This is a genomic window from Fusicatenibacter faecihominis (genome assembly GCF_020686945.1).
In the GTDB taxonomy this organism is placed as follows: Bacteria; Bacillota; Clostridia; order Lachnospirales; family Lachnospiraceae; genus Limivivens; species Limivivens faecihominis.
The window spans coordinates 65,703-85,077 of record NZ_JAJEPR010000005.1 but is presented as its reverse complement, the minus strand read 5'-3'; the positions used below and the strand labels follow the sequence as shown (position 1 = coordinate 85,077).

The window sequence follows — 19,375 nt, the reverse complement described above, 5'->3', positions numbered from 1 at the left end:
ATTGTGAGAGTGCGAAGCACGGAACAATCCTTATATTTAATGATATTAAGGAAGACTTTATGCAAAAAGGAAAGATTATCAAGGGAATCGGAGGCTTCTACTATGTGCACACCCGTGACAATGTGATTTACGAGTGCCGTGCTAAGGGAATCTTCCGGAAAAACGGCATCAAGCCCCTGGTGGGGGATGATGTGGGCATTGAGATCCTGGATGAGAAAGAGAAGACAGGAAATCTCATGGAGATCCTTCCCAGGAAAAATACCCTGATCCGCCCGGCCGTGGCCAACGTGGATCAGGCGTTGGTGATCTTCGCCGTGAACCGGCCGAAGCCCAACTTCAACCTTCTGGATCATTTTCTGGTCATGATGGAATACCAGAAGGTGAAGACCGTGATCTGTTTTAATAAGGAAGATCTTTCCACAAAGGAAGAGCTGGAAGAGCTTCAAAGGATCTACGCGGGCTGTGAAAGCCAGGTGCTTTTCGTCAGTGCCGGCCAGGAAAAAGGCATGGAAGCAGTCCATGAGATCCTGAAAGGAAAGACCACGACTGTGGCCGGGCCCTCCGGCGTGGGAAAATCCACCCTCATCAACCGGATCTGCCCCCAGGCCTCCATGGAGACCGGGGAGATCAGCAGGAAGATCGACCGCGGAAAACATACCACCCGCCATTCCGAGCTTTTCTATGTGGAAGAGGACACTTATCTTATGGATACGCCGGGGTTCAGTTCCCTGATGCTTCCTGAGATGGAAAAAGAAGACTTGCAGAATTATTTTCCAGATTTCACTCCTTTTGAGCCCTTCTGCCGCTTCCAGGGCTGCCTTCACGACAAGGAGCCTGACTGCGGCATTAAGGAAGCGCTTGCGGAGGGAAAGATCAGTGAGAGACGGTATCAGAGCTATCTGGAAATGCTGGAAGAGTTAAAGGACAGGAGGAAATACTGAGATGTACTTTTTATCACCATCAATGCTGGCTTCCGATTACAGCAGACTGGGAGAGGAGATTCGCACCATTGACGAGGCGGGAACTCCCTATATTCATGTGGATATCATGGACGGAAACTTCGTCCCGAGCATCAATTTCGGAATGCCCGTGGTCCGGGCTTTCCGGAAAATGACAGACAAGGTTCTGGACGTTCACCTGATGGTGGAGGAGCCGGATCGTTACGTCGCAGAGTTCGCAGACTGCGGTGCCGATATCATCACGGTACATGCAGAGGCCTGCACCCATCTTCACCGGACCCTCCAACATATCCGTTCCCTTGGGAAAAAGGCCGGCGTGGCTTTGAATCCCGCTACCCCGCTTTCCGTTCTGGACTATGTCCTCGACGAGGCGGATATGATTCTCCTCATGTCCGTAAACCCGGGCTTCGGCGGGCAGCCCTACATTCCGGCGGTGACGGGAAAAATCCGTGATCTTCGGGAAAAACTGACGGCAGCTGGAAAAGATACGGATATTGAGGTGGATGGCGGCATCAATTTAAAGAATCTCTCTGAGATCCTGGATGCGGGAGCCAATGTCATCGTGGCGGGCAGCAGCGTCTTCAAAGGGGATGCGGCGGCCAATGTCCGGGCATTTTTGGAAGCCATGAGGGCTTACGAGGAAAAGAAATGAAAACAGCCGTTATTATCAGCGGGGGCAGTCTGAATCCGGACTTTGCCCTTGCTTTTTTGAGAAAAGAAGAGCCGGAGATCCTCATTGGAGCGGACAGAGGGATCTGCTTTTTAAGGGACAAAGGAATCCGCCCCACCCATATCGTGGGAGATTTCGACTCGGCTTCCGGGGACGCCCTGGAGTATTTCAGGCGGTTTCCGGAGATTCCGATCCGGAAATTCAATCCGGTGAAGGATCTGACGGACACAGAGATTGCGATGAACCTTGCAATTGAGCTTGGTGCAGAGCGGATTTTTATCCTTGGCGGCACCGGCACCCGACTGGATCATGTGGTGGCAAATATCAAGCTTCTGGCCATGGCCCTCGAGCAGGGAAAGGAATGTATTCTCCTCGATGAGCACAACCGGATCCGCCTCACGGATCAGCCGATGAAGATCAGAAAAACGGAACAGTACGGCAAGTACGTCTCTTTGTTCGCCTTCGGCGGACAGGTGACAGGCCTGACCCTCCGGGGTTTCTTTTATCCGTTGACAGAATACGACATGACTCCGGAGAATCCCATCGGCGTCAGCAACGAGATAACAGCGGAAAATGGGGAGATTTCCTTTTCGTCGGGAATGCTTCTTGTCATGGAATCGAAGGATTGACGAATCCTGTCGAAGACTTCTCCCGCAAAGCGCTTGCATTTCTGTCAGTTCCTGTGCTAAACTGTCTCATGAGCAGGAAACTTGTATAGAAGTGTTTGCCCTGAATCATAAAACAAAAGATAAGAATAAGAAAGGAAGTTTTAATAGATGAAGTTAGGAATCGTCGGATTACCGAATGTAGGAAAAAGTACTCTCTTTAACTCTCTCACCAAGGCAGGAGCGGAGTCAGCCAACTATCCCTTCTGTACCATCGACCCGAACGTGGGCGTTGTGGCAGTACCGGATAAAAGACTGAAGCTCCTGGCTGACCTCTACAATTCCGAGAAGGTAACGCCGGCCGTCATTGAGTTTGTGGATATCGCCGGTCTCGTAAAGGGTGCATCCAAAGGAGAAGGCCTGGGAAACCAGTTCCTGGCCAACATCCGTGAGGTGGACGCCATCGTTCATGTGGTGCGCTGCTTTGAGGATCCCAACGTCATCCATGTGGACGGCAGCGTTGATCCGGTCCGTGACATCGAGACGATCAATCTGGAGCTGATTTTCTCCGATCTTGAAATATTGGAGAGAAGAATTGCAAAGACTACCAGAGGAGCGAGAAATGACAAGACCCTTGCCAAGGAGCTGGAGCTTCTGAACAAGCTGAAGGCTCATCTCGAGGATGGCAACCTGGCTATCTCCTACGAGACCGAAGATGAGGACGAGCTGGCCTGGATTCCCACATACAACCTTCTGACCGCCAAACCAGTGATTTTCGCCGCTAACGTGGCTGAGGATGATCTGGCAGACGACGGAGCGAAAAATCCGTACGTTCAGGAGGTTCGGGAGTATGCGAAGAAATCTGGCAGCGAGGTCTTCGTGATTTGCGCCAAGATCGAGGAAGAGATTTCCGAGTTGGACGACGATGAGAAGTCCATGTTCCTGGAGGACTTGGGGCTTTCCGAGTCCGGCCTCGAAAAACTGATCCGCGCAAGCTACAGCCTTCTTGGACTTTTAAGTTATCTCACCGCAGGCGAGAAGGAAACCAGAGCCTGGACCATTACGAAGGGTACCAAGGCACCTCAGGCAGCAGGAAAGATTCACTCCGATTTCGAGAGAGGATTCATTCGTGCCGAGGTCATCAATTATCAGGAGCTTCTGGATTCCAAGACCTATGCGGCAGCCAAGGAAAAAGGTCTGGTTCGCCTGGAAGGAAAGGATTATGTAGTGCAGGACGGAGACGTCATTCTATTCCGCTTCAACGTTTGATGAAAGGAAGCCTTTTATGAGTGAAGCGATCAATTTTCCACACCTGGGCATCTACCTCGATCATGTGGGAAAGAGCTTTTCCGTCTTCGGCATTGAGATCGCTTATTACGGCGTGACCATTGCCGTCGCCATGCTGGCCGGGATTTTTCTGGCGCTCCATGTGGCGAAGATCACAGGCCAGAACCCGGATGACTATTTTGATATGGCGATTGCCGGTATCATTGTTTCTGTCATCTGCGCCCGGCTCTACTATGTGATCTTCTCCTGGGATCAGTATAAGGATGATCTCTTAAGCATCCTGAACACCCGGGGGGGAGGGCTGGCGATCTACGGAGGCGTCATCGGAGCGATCCTCACGATGGTCTATTTCAACCGGAAAAAGAAGATTCCCTTCGGACTTCTGGGAGATACCGCGAGCTGCGGCATCGTTCTCGGCCAGATCATCGGCCGCTGGGGGAATTTTTTCAACCGGGAGGCCTTCGGAGGCTATACCGATAATCTCCTGGCTATGCAGCTCCCGCTGGACGCTGTCCGTTCCGGCGAGGTGACGGATCAGATGATGGCGCACCTTCAGGTCATCGGAGGAGTGCAGTTCATCCAGGTGCATCCCACGTTCCTTTACGAATCTCTGTGGAATGTAGGCGTACTCATTTTTTTACTTTATAAGATAAAGCGCCGGAAATTTAATGGCGAAGTGTTCTTGTGTTATCTGGGAGGTTATGGCCTCGGCAGAGCCTGGATTGAAGGACTCCGTACCGATCAGCTTCTGCTTCCCGTGGTACACTGGCCCGTATCACAGCTGCTGGCCGGTGTGATGGTTGTCATTTCTATACTTTTAATCGTGCTTTTGAGAAGAAGAGGAGATACACCGAAAGGAGAAAACAGACGCTATGAATCAGATGGAAACATTAAAGGAACGCATTGAGGAAGAAAGAGAAAAACTAAACCGCCTGGCCCTGGGCGACGATCTGGAGGCGACTTACCGCCAGAGTCTCGTACTGGACCGGTTGGTCGAGGAATATCTGGACCGGCAGAGTGCCTGAAAAGAGAAGAAACCGTAAATATCCCCCCACAAAAATGGGGGGATATTTTATATTCAATATAAAATCCCGTACGGCAGTATTGAGGAAAAGACAAAAATAATCCGAATTTCCCATTGCTTTTTAGGGAGAAATGAGCTATTATTAACCCATAAGTGGTAGAAAGTGGAGGAAAGTGGTTGGAAAGTGTGGCATGTGGCTCACAGGATAGCGTTTTTCCACAGGGCGCAGATGTGGACGTAATCTGTGTCGTTAGAAAGTAGGTGGCCACCATGTTCATGGGAGAATACAGTCATACGATTGATACCAAGGGCAGGCTGATCATCCCTTCCAAGTTCCGCGAGGAACTCGGAGAGACATTCGTTGTCACGAAGGGACTGGACGGCTGCTTGTTTGTGTTCTCTGATGAGGAATGGAAGGCCTTTGAGATCAAACTGAAATCATTACCACTTACCAATAAGAACGCCAGGCAGTTTGCACGCTTTTTTGTGGCGGGTGCGACGCCCTGTGAACTGGACAAGCAGGGGAGAATCCTCTTACCGGCGACGTTAAGAGAATTTGCAGGTCTGGAAAAAGATGTAGTGCTGACCGGTATGCTGAACAGAATCGAGATCTGGAGCAAAGAAAAGTGGAATGAAAACAATTCCCTGGACGATGTGGCAATGGACGAGATCGCCGAACAGATGACAGATTTAGGTTTTGGCATATAGTCAGGGGAGGACAATATGGAATTTAAACATCAATCTGTACTGCTCAGTGAGTGCATGGAGTCACTGAACATCCGACCGGACGGTATCTACGTTGATGGTACACTGGGCGGCGGCGGTCATTCATACGAGATCTGCCGCAGGCTTTCGGACAAAGGCCGGCTCATCGGGATCGACCAGGACGAAGCTGCCATAGAAGCTGCACGGGCGCGCTTAGGGGAGTTTAAGGATAAAGTGACCATCATTCGCAGCAATTACTGCAACATGAAGGCAGAACTGACAAAATTACACATTACAGCAGTGGACGGAATTCTTTTGGACCTGGGGGTCTCATCCTATCAGCTGGATAACGCGGAACGCGGTTTCACTTACCGGGAGGATGCCCCACTGGATATGCGGATGGATCAGAGACAGGAAATGACGGCCAGAGATATCGTCAATGGCTACAGCGAGAGTGACCTGTATCGGATCATCCGTGATTACGGAGAGGACAAATTTGCGAAGAATATCGCGAAGCACATCGTCAGCGCGAGAAGTGAAAAACCATTGGAAACAACTGGGGAGTTAATTCAAGTGATAAAAGCGGCGATTCCGATGAAAGTCCGTGCCGTAGGCGGACACCCGGCCAAAAGAACCTTTCAGGCGATTCGGATCGAACTGAACAGGGAACTGGATGTGCTGAAAGATTCCCTTGGAGATATGATCGATCTTCTGGATGACGGAGGCAGGATTGCAGTGATCACCTTCCACTCTCTGGAGGACCGGATCGTTAAGAATATTTTTAAAGAAAACGAAGATCCTTGTATCTGTCCCAAAGAGTTTCCTGTCTGCGTCTGCGGACGGAAATCAAAGGGAAAAGTTATAACTAGAAAACCGATTGTTCCGAGTGAGGAGGAGCTTCTGGAAAACAAACGTTCCAAGAGTTCCAAGCTCAGAGTTTTTGAACGGAAGATCATTCTCTGAGCCAGCGGAGGTAATGACCGGGTGAAAGGGGAGTTATCATGGGGAGCCAGATGAACACTCGCAAAAAATTGAACAGCGGAGCTTATATCGAAGGTACCGCCGTGAGAAAACTTTCACAGTATGAGCAGGCAGTGCCGGAGGAGATGCCCGGGCGGCATCATGCACCTGAGAAGAGACAGCAGACACCGAAGCGCAAGACCAGCCAGAGTCGTCCGAAGACCCGGCAGAAGGCCGTCGCCAGACGCAGGGCCAGAGCAAGAGCTTTTCAGATGAATAAGGGATATGTGACCTTCTTAAGTATCGTAGCCGTAGCCTGTCTGTTTATCTGTGTCAATTATCTGAAGTTGCAGGCTCAGGTGACGGAATCCAGAAAACAGATTTCCCGCATGGAGAGTTCCTACAGCGATCTGAAGCTGTCCAACGATGCGGCTTATTCCAAGGCCGTTTCTTCTGTGGACCTGGATAAGATCCGTGACATTGCGATCAATGAGCTGGGTATGGTATATGCCAATCAGGATCAGATCGTTACTTATGAAAAGCAGGACAAAGACTATGTCCGTCAGTACGAGGAAGTACCGAAGGAATAGTACACAGGTGGTTTGATTGAAAAAAAGAAGAAGAAAGCAGAAATTTGATAAACAAATGCAAAAAAAGCTCCTGGGCGTTTTTGCATTTGTTTTGTTGGTTTTAGTGATATTAAATTTAAAAATTGCCTATATCAACATCAAGAGCGGCGATAAATATGCCAAGCAGGTGCTCTCCCAGAAGGAGTACGACAGCCGGACGATTCCTTACCGGCGGGGCGAGATCCAGGACCGGAACGGCAATGTTCTGGCCCGGAGCGAAAAGGTTTACACCGTGATCCTGGATTGCAAGGCGGTCAACGAGAAAGAAGCCTATCTGGAGCCGACGGTACAGGCTCTGGCCTCCTCCTTCGGCCTCGATGCGGTGAAGCTACGAAGCCTTATCACAGCGGAGGACACAAAGAACAGCCAGTACCAGGTTCTGAAGAAAAAAGTCACCCAGGAAGAGAAGGACGCCTATGAGGCTTCCATTTCCACCTCGGATGAGAATCTCACGAAAGAGGAGATCAACCAGAGAAATAATGTCAAGGGCATCTGGTTTGAAGAGAGTTATGTCCGGGAATATCCGATGAAATCTCTGGCCAGTACCGTGGTGGGCTTCTCCAATGACTTAAGCGACGGTATTGTGGGGCTGGAATCCTACTATACCGATGTTCTCAATGGCGTGAACGGCCGGGAGTTCGGCTACCTCAACGAGGATTCCGAGTTGCAGCGGACCGTCATTGAGCCGGAGAACGGTTACAGTCTGGTTTCCACGCTGGATGTCAATATCCAGCAGATCGTGGAGAAATACATCAAGCAGCTGGATGAAGAACTCAGCGACGGCTCCAACCAGGAGCTGAACGGCCACGGAGCCAAGAATATCGCGGTCATCGTCATGAATCCGAAGACCGGCGAGATCTATGCCATGGCCACGAACCACGGCTATGACCTTTCCGATCCCTACAATGTGAGTTCCTGGTACGATCAGGATGAGGTGGATGCTTTGAGCGAAGAGGAGCAGGCAGTGGTTTACAACGATATGTGGAGTAACTTCTGCGTTTCCTACGCCTTTGAGCTTGGTTCTACCTTCAAACCGATTACCGTATCCGCGGCCCTTGAGACCGGTTCCATCAATCCGGATGACACGTTTTACTGTGATGGTTATGAGTTTATCACTGATACCCGGATCAACTGCGATAATATCAATGGTCATGGCATGGAGACCGTACGGGAGGCCATTCAGAACTCCTGCAACGATGCCCTGATGCAGATCGGTTATCGTCTGGGTGTGGAGAAATTCTGTAAATACCAGCGGCTTTTCAACTTCGGAAGCCGGACAGGCATCGATCTTCCCAATGAGAATATCGGAAGCCTCTATACGACGGAGAACATGCACGAGGTAGAACTGGCCACCAATACTTTTGGTCAGGGTTTTACCAGTACGATGATCCAGGAGATTGCCGCTTTCAGTGCGGTAGTCAACGGTGGTTATTACTATCAGCCCCATATGGTGAAGCAGATCATCAACGATCAGGGTGGCGTGGTGAAAACCAACGATCCGATTCTTCTTCGCCAGCCGATTTCCGAGTCAACCTCCAAGGTTCTTCAGGAAGCCCTTGAGATGGGTGTCCTTTACGGAACCGGAAAGAAAGCCTGGGTTCCGGGCTACCGTATCGGAGGTAAGACAGGTACTGCGGAGAAAATCAATCCGGAAACCGGACAGCGCTGGTCAGGACGATACATCGTTTCCTTTATCGGTGCAGCCCCCATCGACGATCCGGAAGTGGTGGTTTATTCCGTAGTGGATGAGCCCAACGTGGAGGATCAGACCCAGGGCGGCTATCCCCACATCATGTCCCGAAAGATCCTGATGGAGATTCTGCCGTATCTCAACATTCCCGCTACCGAGGAGTACACCGACGAGGAGCTGGCAGAACACGGCATCACCCGGGAGGAGGCGGAGGCCGGACGAATCACCGAGACCGAGACACCGGAAACGGATGAGAATGGAAACGTCATCCAGAGTGCCGACAGTCAGGTGGCAGACAACCCCAACATTTCCAATCCTCCTGCGGAAAAGACTGACGAGGAGCAGCAGGAAGGCCTGCCGGACAACGCCGGCATCACGAGAGAAGATCTCGCGGCAGAATAAAAAACACATAGACCTTCGGAAAAGCGACTATACATAATAGAAAGCTTTTCCGGAGGTTTTTCTATGTCCACGCTGAAGATTTTTCACAAGAAAAAGATCCTTCTGGTCTTTCTCCTCTGCGCGGCCATGCTGGTGGGACTGGTGGGGCGTCTGGGCTATCTCATGCTTTTTCAGTCAGAATATTACCACAAAAAGGCTACGGACCTTCACGAGCGGGAACGGGATATCAAGGCGGCCAGAGGGCGGATTCTGGATGTCAACGGCACGGTGCTGGCGGACAATCAGCCGGTCTGTACGGTTTCTGTGGTCCACAATCAGCTGAAAGATAAGGAGGAAGTGATACATGTTCTCACAGAGGAACTGGAACTTCCCGGGGAGCAGGTGCGAAAACGGGTGGAAAAGGTCAGCGCCCTGGAGCGCATCCGCACCAACGTGCCGAAGGAGACGGGAGATAAGATCCGGGAATACAATCTGCCCGGGGTGAAGGTGGATGAAGATTTCAAGCGCTATTATCCATACGGGACGCTGGCTTCCCGGGTCCTGGGCTTTACGGGAAGCGATAACCAAGGCATCATCGGTCTGGAGGCGGAGTACGAGGAGGTCTTAAAAGGAACCAACGGAAAGATTCTGACCCTCACCGACGCCAGGGGCGTGGAGCTCTCTGATGCCGGTGAGTCGCGGCAGGAGGCTGTTCCGGGGAAGAATCTCATCATCAGCCTGGACCGGAATATCCAGGAGTACGCGGAGCAGGCGGCCCTGAAAGTCATGGAGGAGAAACAGGCGGAAAAGGTTTCGATTCTCCTGATGAATCCCCGGAACGGGGAGATTTACGCCTGTGTCAATGTGCCGGAGTTTGATCTTAACCATCCCTTTGATCTCGGGGAAATGGATACCTCGGGGCTGTCGGAGCAGGAGATCCAGGATGCCAGAAACCAGATGTGGCGGAACGGCTGCATCAACGATACCTACGAGCCCGGGTCGGTTTTTAAGATCATCACGATGTCCGCGGGGCTGGAAGAGGGCGTGGTACATCCTTCGGATTCGTTTTACTGTCCTGGCTACTGCATCGTGGAGGACCGGAGGATCCGCTGTCATAAGGTGGGAGGTCACGGGAGCGAGGATTTCGTCCACGGGGCCATGAACTCCTGCAACCCGGTTTTTATCACGGTGGGTTTAAGGCTGGGCATCGATGCCTATTACCGGTATTTTCAGCAGTTTGGCCTCCTGAAAAAGACGGGCATTGACCTTCCGGGAGAGGCCGGAACGATCATGCATAAAAAGGAAAACATGGGGCTCGTGGAGCTGGCGACGGTTTCCTTCGGCCAGTCGTTCCAGGTGACGCCGGTGCAGCTGGCGGCCACGGTGAGTTCCCTCATCAACGGCGGCAGAAGAGTTACGCCGCATTTCGGCATCCAGGTACGGGACCGGGACGGAGCCCTCTTAAAAGTGCTCGAATACCCCTTGGGGGAGCGGATTCTTTCGGAGGAGACTTCGGAAACCGTGCGGGGGATTTTAAAGGAGGTGGTGAGCGCCGGTTCGGGGAAAAATGCGGCCATTGAGGGGTATTCCATCGGCGGAAAGACCGCCACTTCGGAGACGATCCCGAGAAGCGCCCATCGCTATATTTCGTCTTTTTTAGGCTTTACTCCGGCGGAAAATCCCACGGTTCTGGGAATCTGTGTGATCCACAATCCCCAGGGCGTCTACTATGGAGGCACCGTGGCCGCCCCGGTGATCCGGGATATTTTTGCAAATATTCTCCCTTATCTTGGAGTGGAACGAACGGAAACGGTCAGTACGGAAACAGAGGCGGGGTAAGAAAACCTTGCGTAATGGAGAAAAAAGAATTATACTGTAACTATTCGGAGCTAAGCAGAATTGGGCTGTAGCTCCAAATAGAATTAAATAACAAAGAGGTGCAAAATGGTTATAAGTACAGAAATCATTCAATCCGTGATGATCCCGCTGCTCGTTGCGTTTGCGATCAGCGTGGCGTTAAGTCCTTTCGTCATTCCCTTCCTTCGGAGACTCAAGGTCGGACAGACAGAGAGAGTCGAGGGCGTTCAGTCCCATCTGAAGAAAGCGGGAACCCCCACAATGGGTGGAACGATCATTCTTATCAGCGTCCTGGTGACCTGCCTGTTTTTTGTGGGCCGTTATCCCCGGATCATTCCGGTTCTGTTTCTGACCCTGGGCTTTGGAATCATCGGTTTTCTGGATGACTATCTGAAAGTGGTGCTGAAGCGTTCCGACGGACTTCTTCCCAAACAGAAGCTGTTCTGTCAGCTGGCAGTGACCACTGTTTTTGTGGTTTATCTGATTTTTAAGGATGAAAGCGGTCTGGCGATGGTCCTTCCTTTCACGGACTATGTGCTGGATATCAAATGGATCACGGTTCCGCTGGCCTATTTCGCGATTCTGGGTACCGACAACGGTGTCAACTTTACCGACGGTCTGGACGGCCTGGCTTCCAGCGTGACAGCTGTGGTAGCTGTTTTCTTCACGATCGCTTCCCTGGCGCTGGGCGGCGGCATCGAGCCTGTGACCGCAGCTGTGGCAGGCGCACTTTTGGGCTTCCTGCTCTTTAATGTGCATCCGGCCCAGGTATTTATGGGTGACACAGGTTCTCTGGCACTGGGCGGTTTCGTGGCAGGTTCTGCCTATATGCTCCGTATGCCCTGGATCATTCTGGTGGTGGGTCTGATTTACCTCATCGAGGTTCTTTCCGTTATCATTCAGGTCACTTATTTCAAGAAGACCGGAGGAAAACGTTTCTTCAAGATGGCGCCTATTCACCATCATTTTGAGCTTTGCGGCTGGTCCGAGACAAGGATCGTTGCCGTATTTTCCACTGTTACCATGCTGCTCTGCATCGCAGGGCTTCTGCTTATTCGATAAACTCAGGAGGACATGATTGTCATGGATTTGAAAGAAAAGCGCGTGCTGGTATTCGGCACGGGAAAGAGCGGTATTGGAGCCGCTGAACTTCTGGAGGACATGGGAAGCATCCCCGTTCTCTACGACGGAAATGAAAAAACAGACCCGGCGGAGGTGAAAAGCCGCCTGAAAGAGGGCACAAAGGCCGAGGTCTTTATCGGAAACCTGCCGGAGAAAGAGATCGATAAACTCTCCTTGGTTGTATTAAGTCCCGGTGTTCCCACGGACCTTCCGCTGGTCCTTCATTTTAAGGAAAAAGGACTGAAGATCTGGGGCGAGGTGGAGCTGGCCTACGCTTTTGGAAAAGGTGACGTGCTGGCCATCACGGGAACCAATGGAAAAACGACAACCACCAGCCTTCTGGGAGCCATCATGGAGCATGCGAGAAACTCCGTTTTCGTTGTAGGAAACATCGGAAATCCCTACACGGAAGCTGTGGAGCAGATGAATGAGGATTCCGTTACGGTGGCGGAAATCAGCAGCTTCCAGCTGGAGACTATCGAGCATTTTCACCCGAAGGTGAGCGCGATCCTGAACATCACGCCGGATCATCTGAACCGCCATCATACCATGGAAGAGTACATAAGGGTGAAAGAGCTGATCACCGCCAATCAGACGGCGGAAGACACCTGCGTCCTGAACTATGAGGACGAAGTCTTAAGAAAATTCGGAGAGACCCTGAAGACGAAAGTCATATTTTTCTCCAGTGCGCGTAAGTTAGATCAGGGAATGTACTACGAAAACGGCGCGATTTTCTACAATGACGGCAAAGAAACCATAAAGATCTGCGATACCGACGAGCTGAACCTTCTGGGCCTTCATAACTTCGAGAATGTCATGGCGGCAGTTGCCATGGCGCTGGCCTACGGCGTCAGCCTGGAGGAGATCCGCTATGCACTGGTTCGCTTCCATGCGGTGGAGCACCGGATCGAGTATGTGACGGAGAAAAATGGTGTTGCCTACTATAACGATTCCAAGGGAACCAACCCGGATGCAGCTATCAAGGGCATTCAGGCCATGAACCGGCCCACCTGGCTCATCGGCGGCGGCTACGACAAAGGTTCTTCCTATGAAGAGTGGATCAATGCCTTCGACGGAAAAGTAAAAGGCCTGGTTCTTCTCGGAGCAACGAGAGAGAAGATCGCCGAGACCGCAAAAAAATGCGGCTTTGAGCCGGTATATTTCGTGGATTCCCTCAAGGAAGCCGTGGAGTTCTGCGCGTCCCATGCCGTAAGCGGAGAGGCAGTCCTGCTCTCACCGGCCTGCGCGAGCTGGGATATGTTCCCGAGCTATGAGGTTCGCGGAAAAGAGTTCAAAGAGTTTGTAAATCAGCTGTAACAGGAAACAGGGGGTGCCATGGACCGGAAAAAGGGTACGATGGATCACACACTCCTGATACTGGTGGTCATTCTGATTGTTTTCGGACTGACCGTCCTTTTAAGCACAAGTGCATACAACGGGCAGGTGAAGTTCTCCGATCCTGCCAGTTATTTTAAAAAACAGTTTTTTGCTACCATTTTAGGCGTTGTTGCCATGTATGTGGTGGCGGAAATGGATTACCATGATCTGGAAAAATGGGCAGGGGCGGCGTATCTTCTGTCCCTGGTCCTTTCCACTCTGGTGCTTTTTGTGGGAGCTTCAATCAACGGCTCCAGACGATGGCTGAGCCTCGGGCCCTTATCCTTCCAGCCATCGGAGTTTGCGAAACCGGCGGTGATTTTATTTCTGGCCCGGACCATCAGCAGAAGAGAGAAGAAGAAAAAGGGGATGCTGGAGCTTTTCCGGACCCTGGTTCTGATTCTGCCCATCGTTGGTCTCGTGGGAACCAGTAATCTCAGCACTGCCGTCATTATCCTTGGCATCGCCGTGATTCTGGTCTTTGTCTCCAGTCCGTTCTATCTTCCCTTCGTGGGGCTTTTTGGGGCGGGAGCAGGCTTTATGGGAATCTTTCTGGGGCTTGAGAGCTACCGTCTTGAACGCATTGCGATCTGGCGGGACCCGGAGAGCTACGAGAAAGGATTTCAGACGATCCAGGGGCTCTATGCCATCGGCTCCGGCGGCCTTTTTGGCACGGGTCTTGGCGGAAGTATCCAGAAGCTGGGCTTTGTCCCGGAGGCACAGAATGATATGATTTTTTCCATCATCTGTGAGGAGCTGGGGCTTGTGGGGGCAGGGATTCTGCTTCTTCTCTTTCTGGTGCTGATCTGGCGTTTTTTCCTGGTCTCCGTCCATGCGCCGGATCTTTTAGGTTCCCTCATTGCCGCGGGGGTCATGGGCCATATTTCAATCCAGGTGATCTTAAACGTGGCTGTGGTCACGAACACCATACCGAATACGGGCATCACCCTTCCTTTCGTCAGCTACGGAGGAACCTCGATTCTTTTCCTTCTGGCTGAGATGGGGCTGGTCCTGGGGATCAGCCGGAAATGCTGATGCACGGAATCTTTGCTTTCTGCATACCTTATTGTAAAATTGCGTAAGCTGCTTCGCAGCGGAGCAATTCGTAGGTATCAAGGAAAGAAAGCGGGGGACGTTCTTTGGCATGGTATGAGGTAAGGGGCGGCAGGCCCTTAGACGGGGCAGTGAAAATCCAGGGTTCCAAGAATGGAGCCCTGCCTGTTCTGGCCGGAGCATTGCTCCACAGAGGAAGGACGGTGCTCCACAACTGTCCGGGGATCACAGACGTGGGTTATACCCTTGAGATACTGAGAAGCCTGGGCTGCAGTGTCACCGTGGAAAAAGATGCTCTGATTCTGGATGCCGCGGGACTTGACAGAAACCGGGTTCCGGAAAGCCTCGGGGAAAAGATGCGCTCCTCAGTGATCCTTCTGGGAAGTCTGCTCGGAAGGTTTGGAGAAGCCTGTCTTCCCTATCCCGGAGGCTGCACCATCGGAAAACGTCCCATCGACCTTCATTTAAAAATGCTCTCAGAGATGGGAGTGACCTTTACGGAGGAGGAGCGGGGGCTTAAGGCCAGCTGCAGGAGGCTTTCCGGGGCGGAGTTTTCCCTTCCTTTTCCAAGCGTGGGGGCCACGGAAAATGTGATCCTCGCGGCCGTACTGGCGGAGGGCGTAACGGTCCTTTCCGGAGCGGCGAGAGAGCCGGAGATTTCAGAACTCTGCCGTTTCCTTCGGGGAAAAGGAGCGCGGATCGAAGGGGACGGGACGGAGACGATCCGGATCGAGGGCGTTTCCAGCCTGGAGGACAGCGAATTTATTTTTTCATCGGACCGGATTGTGGCGGGGACTTATCTTTTCGGAGGAGTGCTCACCAGAGGCCGAGTATTCCTGGAAGGAGCGGAAACCGGGACGCTTACAGAGGTCCTGAAGGTTATAGAAAAGACAGGGGCGGTGGTTCACACGAGTCCCAGAGGGATTTTTCTCGATGCCAGGGAGGCCTTCCTTCCTGCGGGAAGAGTGGAAACCAGCCCTTATCCGGGCTTTCCGACGGACCTTCAGTCGGCCCTGCTCTCGGCCATGACCGTGGCCCGGGGAAAAAGCGAGATTGAGGAAAATATTTTTGAAGCACGTTTCCAGACGGCGGCTCAGCTTCGCCGGATGGGAGCGGATCTTGAGATAAAAGGGAACAGGGCCCTGATCCGGGGCGTTTCTTCCCTTCACGGCACCTTTGTCCGGGCGAAAGAGCTCCGGGGAGGGGCTGCTCTGGTTCTGGCCGCTCTGGGAGCGGAGGGAACCACACTGATTCAGGATGACGGGTATATTGAGAGAGGCTACGAGGATCTTTTGAGGGATCTTGGCGCTCTGGGTGCCTGCATGCAGAGCAGCACAGTGAAAACTAAGTAACTGACACCTTGACTTGTCTGATTTTTTATCTGCTGCGTTGTCGTCAATCGACATAGCCACCGCTACGCCTCATTACTCCGTCTTGCAGATGAAGAAAGCATCCATTGTCAATGTATCAGCAACTTAATTTTCACTGTAGCAAAACTTACGGGGGACAGAATGAAGAACAGTCATAAAAGACGGAAGAGAAAAGGCAAAGTGATATGGGGGTTCATCGGGGTACTGGTCCTGACGGCAGCGATCGTCTTCGGACTTTTCCGGGTAAATGAGATTTCGGTTTCCGGAAACAGCACCTTTACTTCAGCCCAGATCCAACAGGCTATCCTTCAGGATGGCCTGTGCCAGAACACCCTTTATCTCATGTGGAAATACAGCGATAAGACGAGAGCGGAGAAGGCCCTGCCCTTTTTGAGCAGCGTGGAAGTGAAGATGGAAAGTCCCTTCAAGGTTCAGGTCCACGTCTATGAGAAACAGGCCGTGGGTTATGTGCGGACCCAGGGAAAATATGTTTATTTTGACCGGACAGGCCTTATTATCGAAAATTCCCAGAAGCTTCATGAGAATGTGCCGGAAGTCACAGGTCTTACGTTGGATAAGGTGACGCTCTACAAAAACCTGACGGCCACCGATCCGGACAAACTTGACACGGTGATCCGGGTGGCGGACCTTTTAAACCAGGAAGGCCTGACGCCGGACGAGATCCGCTATTCCACGAAGGACGAGCTGATCCTGATTTTCGGAAAATTGAATGTGCTCATGGGAGACGAGTCCTCGATCGAGGATAAGATTTCCGTCCTTTCCTCCATTCTTCCCACCGTGGCGGACAAGAGTGGCAACCTCAATATGGAGAGCTATTCCAGCCAGTCCCAGTCTGTCACTTACCGGGATACGCCCGAGACGGAGACAGAGACCGCGGGAGAGACGGAGACGGACGAGAACGGAAATGTGATCGCCGGAAGCTCCGACAATTCCGACAGCGAGGAGACCCATACCACCCAGGCCAGCGGTGCTCTGACCTATCAGGAGTCTGATGGCACCTTCGCCGAGGACGCCGACGGAAACCGCTACTACACGGACAAAAACGGAAATGTCACTTACAACGTGGATTCCTATAATTATGTGGACAGCAACGGAGATATCATCACCGACGGCTATGGCTATATCGACCCCTACACGGGAGCCTACATTCAGTAAATAAAAATTTTTTCAAATATATACTTGATAATTTCGGGAAAAACCTATATGATATATGATAAAGATTGCGGCAATGGGTGTAGTATGCTGTAATCGGGAAAGAAAGATGCTGTTCAGTGTTCGCGAGGAGACTGAAAGGTCGTATATAGACGCGAGAAGGAGGAAATACCCTTGTTAGAAATTATGACAAATGAAACTGAGTCTGCTGCTAAGATTATCGTCATCGGTGTCGGCGGAGCAGGCAATAATGCTGTAAATAGAATGGTTGACGAGACCATCGGCGGCGTAGAGTTCGTCGGAATCAATACCGATAAGCAGGCACTTCAGCTCTGTAAGGCTCCTACCACCATCCAGATCGGTGAGAAGCTGACCAAGGGACTGGGCGCAGGAGCAAAGCCGGAAGTAGGCGAGCAGGCTGCCCAGGAGAGCACAGAGGATATCAAACAGGTGATGCAGGGTGCCGATATGGTATTCGTTACCTGCGGTATGGGCGGCGGAACCGGAACCGGAGCTGCTCCGGTAGTGGCAGGACTTGCCAAGGATATGGGTATCCTGACCGTCGGCGTTGTGACCAAGCCCTTCCGTTTCGAGGCAAAGACCCGTATGAGCAATGCTCTTGCAGGTATCGAGAGACTGAAAGCCAACGTGGACACTCTGATTGTGATCCCCAATGACAAGCTTCTTGAGATCGTGGACCGCCGGACTACAATGCCGGAGGCATTAAAGAAAGCAGACGAAGTCCTGCAGCAGGCCGTTCAGGGTATCACAGACCTGATCAATATGCCGGCTCTTATCAATCTGGACTTCGCAGACGTACAGACCGTTATGACCAACAAGGGTATCGCTCATATCGGTATCGGACAGGCCAAGGGCGACGACAAGGCTATGGAGGCCGTGAAACAGGCCGTATCCAGCCCGCTTCTTGAGACCACGATCGAGGGCGCTACCGATGTCATCATCAATATTTCCGGTGATATCTCCCTGATGGATGCCAACGATGCAGCCAGCTATGTAGAGGAACTGGTAGGAGAGGATGCGAACATCATCTTTGGTGCTATGTATGATGATACATACGCTGATGAAGCAAGCATTACCGTTATTGCTACAGGCCTTCACACAGAGGAGGCCCAGAATGCCGGTGTGGAGACACAAAAAGTGAACAGTACTTCCACCGCTTCTTCCTTCAGCAATCCGTTCCAGAGCCGTGAGAGAGCCAATGTCAGCGCTTTCCCGAAAAAGAGCCCGGCTCCTTCCTACAGCCAGCCGAGACCTTCCGTGAATCCGGCCCCGGCAGCTCCCGGTCTTAACAGACTGAGAACTCCGGAAAGCAAGATCCAGGAGAAAGATATCCAGATCCCGGATTTCCTGAGAAAGAGATAAGTAATAGAAAGATGGGACCCGATTTTGTGGTCCCATCTTTTGTAAACAGCTCAAAACGCAGCAGCGTTTTTATAAAAAGGAGGACACAGCTATGAAAATCTTAGTAACAGGCGGAGCCGGTTATATCGGCAGCCATACCTGCATCGAGCTTTTAAACGAGGGTCATGAGGTCGTTGTCATGGACAACCTTTACAATGCCAGCGAGAAGGCTCTGGAGCGGGTGGAAAAGATCACCGGCAAGAAAGTTATTTTTTACAAAGAAGACATGCTGAATAAAGAAGGCATGAACAAGATCTTTGACGAGCAGAAGATTGACGCTGTTATTCATTTTGCGGGTCTGAAGGCCGTAGGCGAGTCCGTGTCAAAGCCCCTGGAATATTACCACAACAACATGACCGGAACCTTCAACCTCTGTGATGTTATGAGAAATCATGGTGTGAAGAACCTGATCTTCAGTTCCTCTGCAACCGTATACGGCGATCCGGCTTTCGTACCCATCACCGAAGAGTGTCCGAAGGGTGAGGTGACAAACCCCTACGGCCGTACCAAGAGCATGCTGGAGCAGGTTCTGACCGATCTTCATACCGCAGATCCGGAGTGGAACATCCTGCTTCTCCGCTATTTCAACCCCATTGGTGCTCATGAGAGCGGCCTCATCGGCGAGGATCCGAAGGGTATCCCGAACAACCTGGTTCCCTACATTGCACAGGTAGCTGTGGGTAAACTGAAATGTCTGGGCGTTTTCGGTGACGATTACAATACACCGGACGGAACAGGTGTGCGTGACTATATCCATGTCGTAGACCTGGCAAAAGGCCATGTGAAGGCTCTGAAGAAACTGGCACCGGGCAGCGGCGTCAACATCTACAACCTGGGTACCGGTAAGGGCTACAGCGTTCTGGATGTGCTTCATGCATTTGAGAAAGCCTGTGGAAAGACCCTTCCTTACGAAATTAAACCGCGCCGTGCAGGCGATATCGCTACCTGCTACTGCGACGCTTCCAAGGCAGAGAGAGAGCTGGGCTGGAAGGCTGAGTTCGGTATCGACCGCATGTGTGTCGATTCCTGGAGATGGCAGAGCAACAACCCCAACGGTTACGCTGGCTGATTTACATACCAAAGTGCTGTCG

The 19,375-nt window shown here is 51.8% G+C and carries 18 protein-coding genes; all 18 read left to right on the top strand.

Annotated features, from left to right (window positions below; genetic code table 11):
- Window positions 1-59 precede the first annotated feature (59 nt).
- Window positions 60-941 (top strand): ribosome small subunit-dependent GTPase A, encoded by an 882-nt coding sequence (rsgA, locus tag LKD71_RS04465; RefSeq protein WP_178046263.1) that lies wholly within the window; start codon window positions 60-62, stop codon window positions 939-941.
- 1 nt (window position 942) lies between these two features.
- A complete protein-coding gene (rpe, locus tag LKD71_RS04460; protein ID WP_227614524.1) occupies window positions 943-1,611 on the top strand; it encodes a ribulose-phosphate 3-epimerase in 669 nt (222 codons plus the stop codon).
- Window positions 1,608-2,258, top strand: coding sequence for a thiamine diphosphokinase (locus tag LKD71_RS04455; RefSeq protein ID WP_227614523.1), 651 nt, complete (start codon window positions 1,608-1,610; stop codon window positions 2,256-2,258). Before rpe ends, LKD71_RS04455 begins: the two co-directional genes overlap by 4 nt.
- A gap of 147 nt (window positions 2,259-2,405) precedes the next feature.
- Window positions 2,406-3,503 (top strand): redox-regulated ATPase YchF, encoded by a 1,098-nt coding sequence (ychF, locus tag LKD71_RS04450; protein ID WP_178046266.1) that lies wholly within the window; start codon window positions 2,406-2,408, stop codon window positions 3,501-3,503.
- A 16-nt stretch (window positions 3,504-3,519) separates the two neighbouring features.
- The gene (lgt, locus tag LKD71_RS04445; protein ID WP_227614522.1) at window positions 3,520-4,428 is read left to right on the top strand and encodes a prolipoprotein diacylglyceryl transferase; all 909 of its coding nucleotides are present in this window, start codon (window positions 3,520-3,522) and stop codon (window positions 4,426-4,428) included.
- A complete protein-coding gene (locus tag LKD71_RS04440) occupies window positions 4,394-4,546 on the top strand; it encodes a Spo0E family sporulation regulatory protein-aspartic acid phosphatase (RefSeq protein WP_178046268.1) in 153 nt (50 codons plus the stop codon). The genes lgt and LKD71_RS04440 overlap by 35 nt, the downstream gene beginning before the upstream one ends.
- Before the next feature lie 269 nt (window positions 4,547-4,815).
- Entirely contained in the window at window positions 4,816-5,253 is a 438-nt protein-coding gene (mraZ, locus tag LKD71_RS04435) for a division/cell wall cluster transcriptional repressor MraZ (protein ID WP_178046269.1), read from the top strand.
- Window positions 5,254-5,268: 15 nt separating this feature from the next.
- Window positions 5,269-6,213 carry a 16S rRNA (cytosine(1402)-N(4))-methyltransferase RsmH gene (gene rsmH / locus LKD71_RS04430; protein ID WP_178046270.1) on the top strand — a complete coding sequence of 315 codons (945 nt, stop codon included), beginning with the start codon at window positions 5,269-5,271 and terminating at the stop codon, window positions 6,211-6,213.
- 38 nt (window positions 6,214-6,251) lie between these two features.
- A complete protein-coding gene (locus LKD71_RS04425; protein WP_227614521.1) occupies window positions 6,252-6,800 on the top strand; it encodes a hypothetical protein in 549 nt (182 codons plus the stop codon).
- Between the two features lie 16 nt (window positions 6,801-6,816).
- Window positions 6,817-8,931 carry a peptidoglycan D,D-transpeptidase FtsI family protein gene (locus LKD71_RS04420; RefSeq protein ID WP_227614519.1) on the top strand — a complete coding sequence of 705 codons (2,115 nt, stop codon included), beginning with the start codon at window positions 6,817-6,819 and terminating at the stop codon, window positions 8,929-8,931.
- A 63-nt stretch (window positions 8,932-8,994) separates the two neighbouring features.
- Complete coding sequence (locus LKD71_RS04415; RefSeq protein WP_227614517.1) at window positions 8,995-10,749, top strand: peptidoglycan D,D-transpeptidase FtsI family protein; 1,755 nt, start codon at window positions 8,995-8,997, stop codon at window positions 10,747-10,749.
- Between the two features lie 105 nt (window positions 10,750-10,854).
- Entirely contained in the window at window positions 10,855-11,829 is a 975-nt protein-coding gene (mraY, locus tag LKD71_RS04410; protein WP_255632929.1) for a phospho-N-acetylmuramoyl-pentapeptide-transferase, read from the top strand.
- A 21-nt stretch (window positions 11,830-11,850) separates the two neighbouring features.
- Window positions 11,851-13,206 (top strand): UDP-N-acetylmuramoyl-L-alanine--D-glutamate ligase, encoded by a 1,356-nt coding sequence (murD, locus tag LKD71_RS04405; protein ID WP_227614516.1) that lies wholly within the window; start codon window positions 11,851-11,853, stop codon window positions 13,204-13,206.
- An 18-nt stretch (window positions 13,207-13,224) separates the two neighbouring features.
- Complete coding sequence (locus LKD71_RS04400) at window positions 13,225-14,301, top strand: FtsW/RodA/SpoVE family cell cycle protein (protein WP_227614514.1); 1,077 nt, start codon at window positions 13,225-13,227, stop codon at window positions 14,299-14,301.
- Between the two features lie 104 nt (window positions 14,302-14,405).
- Window positions 14,406-15,671, top strand: coding sequence for a UDP-N-acetylglucosamine 1-carboxyvinyltransferase (murA, locus tag LKD71_RS04395; protein ID WP_227614512.1), 1,266 nt, complete (start codon window positions 14,406-14,408; stop codon window positions 15,669-15,671).
- A 159-nt stretch (window positions 15,672-15,830) separates the two neighbouring features.
- Window positions 15,831-16,865 carry an FtsQ-type POTRA domain-containing protein gene (locus LKD71_RS04390; RefSeq protein ID WP_227614510.1) on the top strand — a complete coding sequence of 345 codons (1,035 nt, stop codon included), beginning with the start codon at window positions 15,831-15,833 and terminating at the stop codon, window positions 16,863-16,865.
- Window positions 16,866-17,048: 183 nt separating this feature from the next.
- On the top strand, window positions 17,049-18,245 hold the full coding sequence (gene ftsZ / locus LKD71_RS04385; RefSeq protein WP_227614587.1) for a cell division protein FtsZ: 1,197 nt from the start codon (window positions 17,049-17,051) through the stop codon (window positions 18,243-18,245).
- 91 nt (window positions 18,246-18,336) lie between these two features.
- Window positions 18,337-19,353, top strand: a complete 1,017-nt coding sequence (gene galE, locus LKD71_RS04380; protein WP_227614509.1) for a UDP-glucose 4-epimerase GalE — start codon at window positions 18,337-18,339, stop codon at window positions 19,351-19,353.
- Window positions 19,354-19,375 lie beyond the last annotated feature (22 nt).

Coding starts and splice junctions, on each gene's coding strand:
- rsgA (WP_178046263.1), top strand. CDS start 60: ATGCAAAAAGGAAAGATTATCAAGGGAATCGGAGGCTTCTACTATGTG.
- LKD71_RS04400 (WP_227614514.1), top strand. CDS start 13,225: ATGGACCGGAAAAAGGGTACGATGGATCACACACTCCTGATACTGGTG.
- murD (WP_227614516.1), top strand. CDS start 11,851: ATGGATTTGAAAGAAAAGCGCGTGCTGGTATTCGGCACGGGAAAGAGC.
- galE (WP_227614509.1), top strand. CDS start 18,337: ATGAAAATCTTAGTAACAGGCGGAGCCGGTTATATCGGCAGCCATACC.
- mraZ (WP_178046269.1), top strand. CDS start 4,816: ATGTTCATGGGAGAATACAGTCATACGATTGATACCAAGGGCAGGCTG.
- LKD71_RS04425 (WP_227614521.1), top strand. CDS start 6,252: ATGGGGAGCCAGATGAACACTCGCAAAAAATTGAACAGCGGAGCTTAT.
- mraY (WP_255632929.1), top strand. CDS start 10,855: ATGGTTATAAGTACAGAAATCATTCAATCCGTGATGATCCCGCTGCTC.
- rpe (WP_227614524.1), top strand. CDS start 943: ATGTACTTTTTATCACCATCAATGCTGGCTTCCGATTACAGCAGACTG.
- LKD71_RS04440 (WP_178046268.1), top strand. CDS start 4,394: ATGAATCAGATGGAAACATTAAAGGAACGCATTGAGGAAGAAAGAGAA.
- LKD71_RS04390 (WP_227614510.1), top strand. CDS start 15,831: ATGAAGAACAGTCATAAAAGACGGAAGAGAAAAGGCAAAGTGATATGG.
- ftsZ (WP_227614587.1), top strand. CDS start 17,049: ATGACAAATGAAACTGAGTCTGCTGCTAAGATTATCGTCATCGGTGTC.
- ychF (WP_178046266.1), top strand. CDS start 2,406: ATGAAGTTAGGAATCGTCGGATTACCGAATGTAGGAAAAAGTACTCTC.
- rsmH (WP_178046270.1), top strand. CDS start 5,269: ATGGAATTTAAACATCAATCTGTACTGCTCAGTGAGTGCATGGAGTCA.
- LKD71_RS04455 (WP_227614523.1), top strand. CDS start 1,608: ATGAAAACAGCCGTTATTATCAGCGGGGGCAGTCTGAATCCGGACTTT.
- lgt (WP_227614522.1), top strand. CDS start 3,520: ATGAGTGAAGCGATCAATTTTCCACACCTGGGCATCTACCTCGATCAT.
- LKD71_RS04415 (WP_227614517.1), top strand. CDS start 8,995: ATGTCCACGCTGAAGATTTTTCACAAGAAAAAGATCCTTCTGGTCTTT.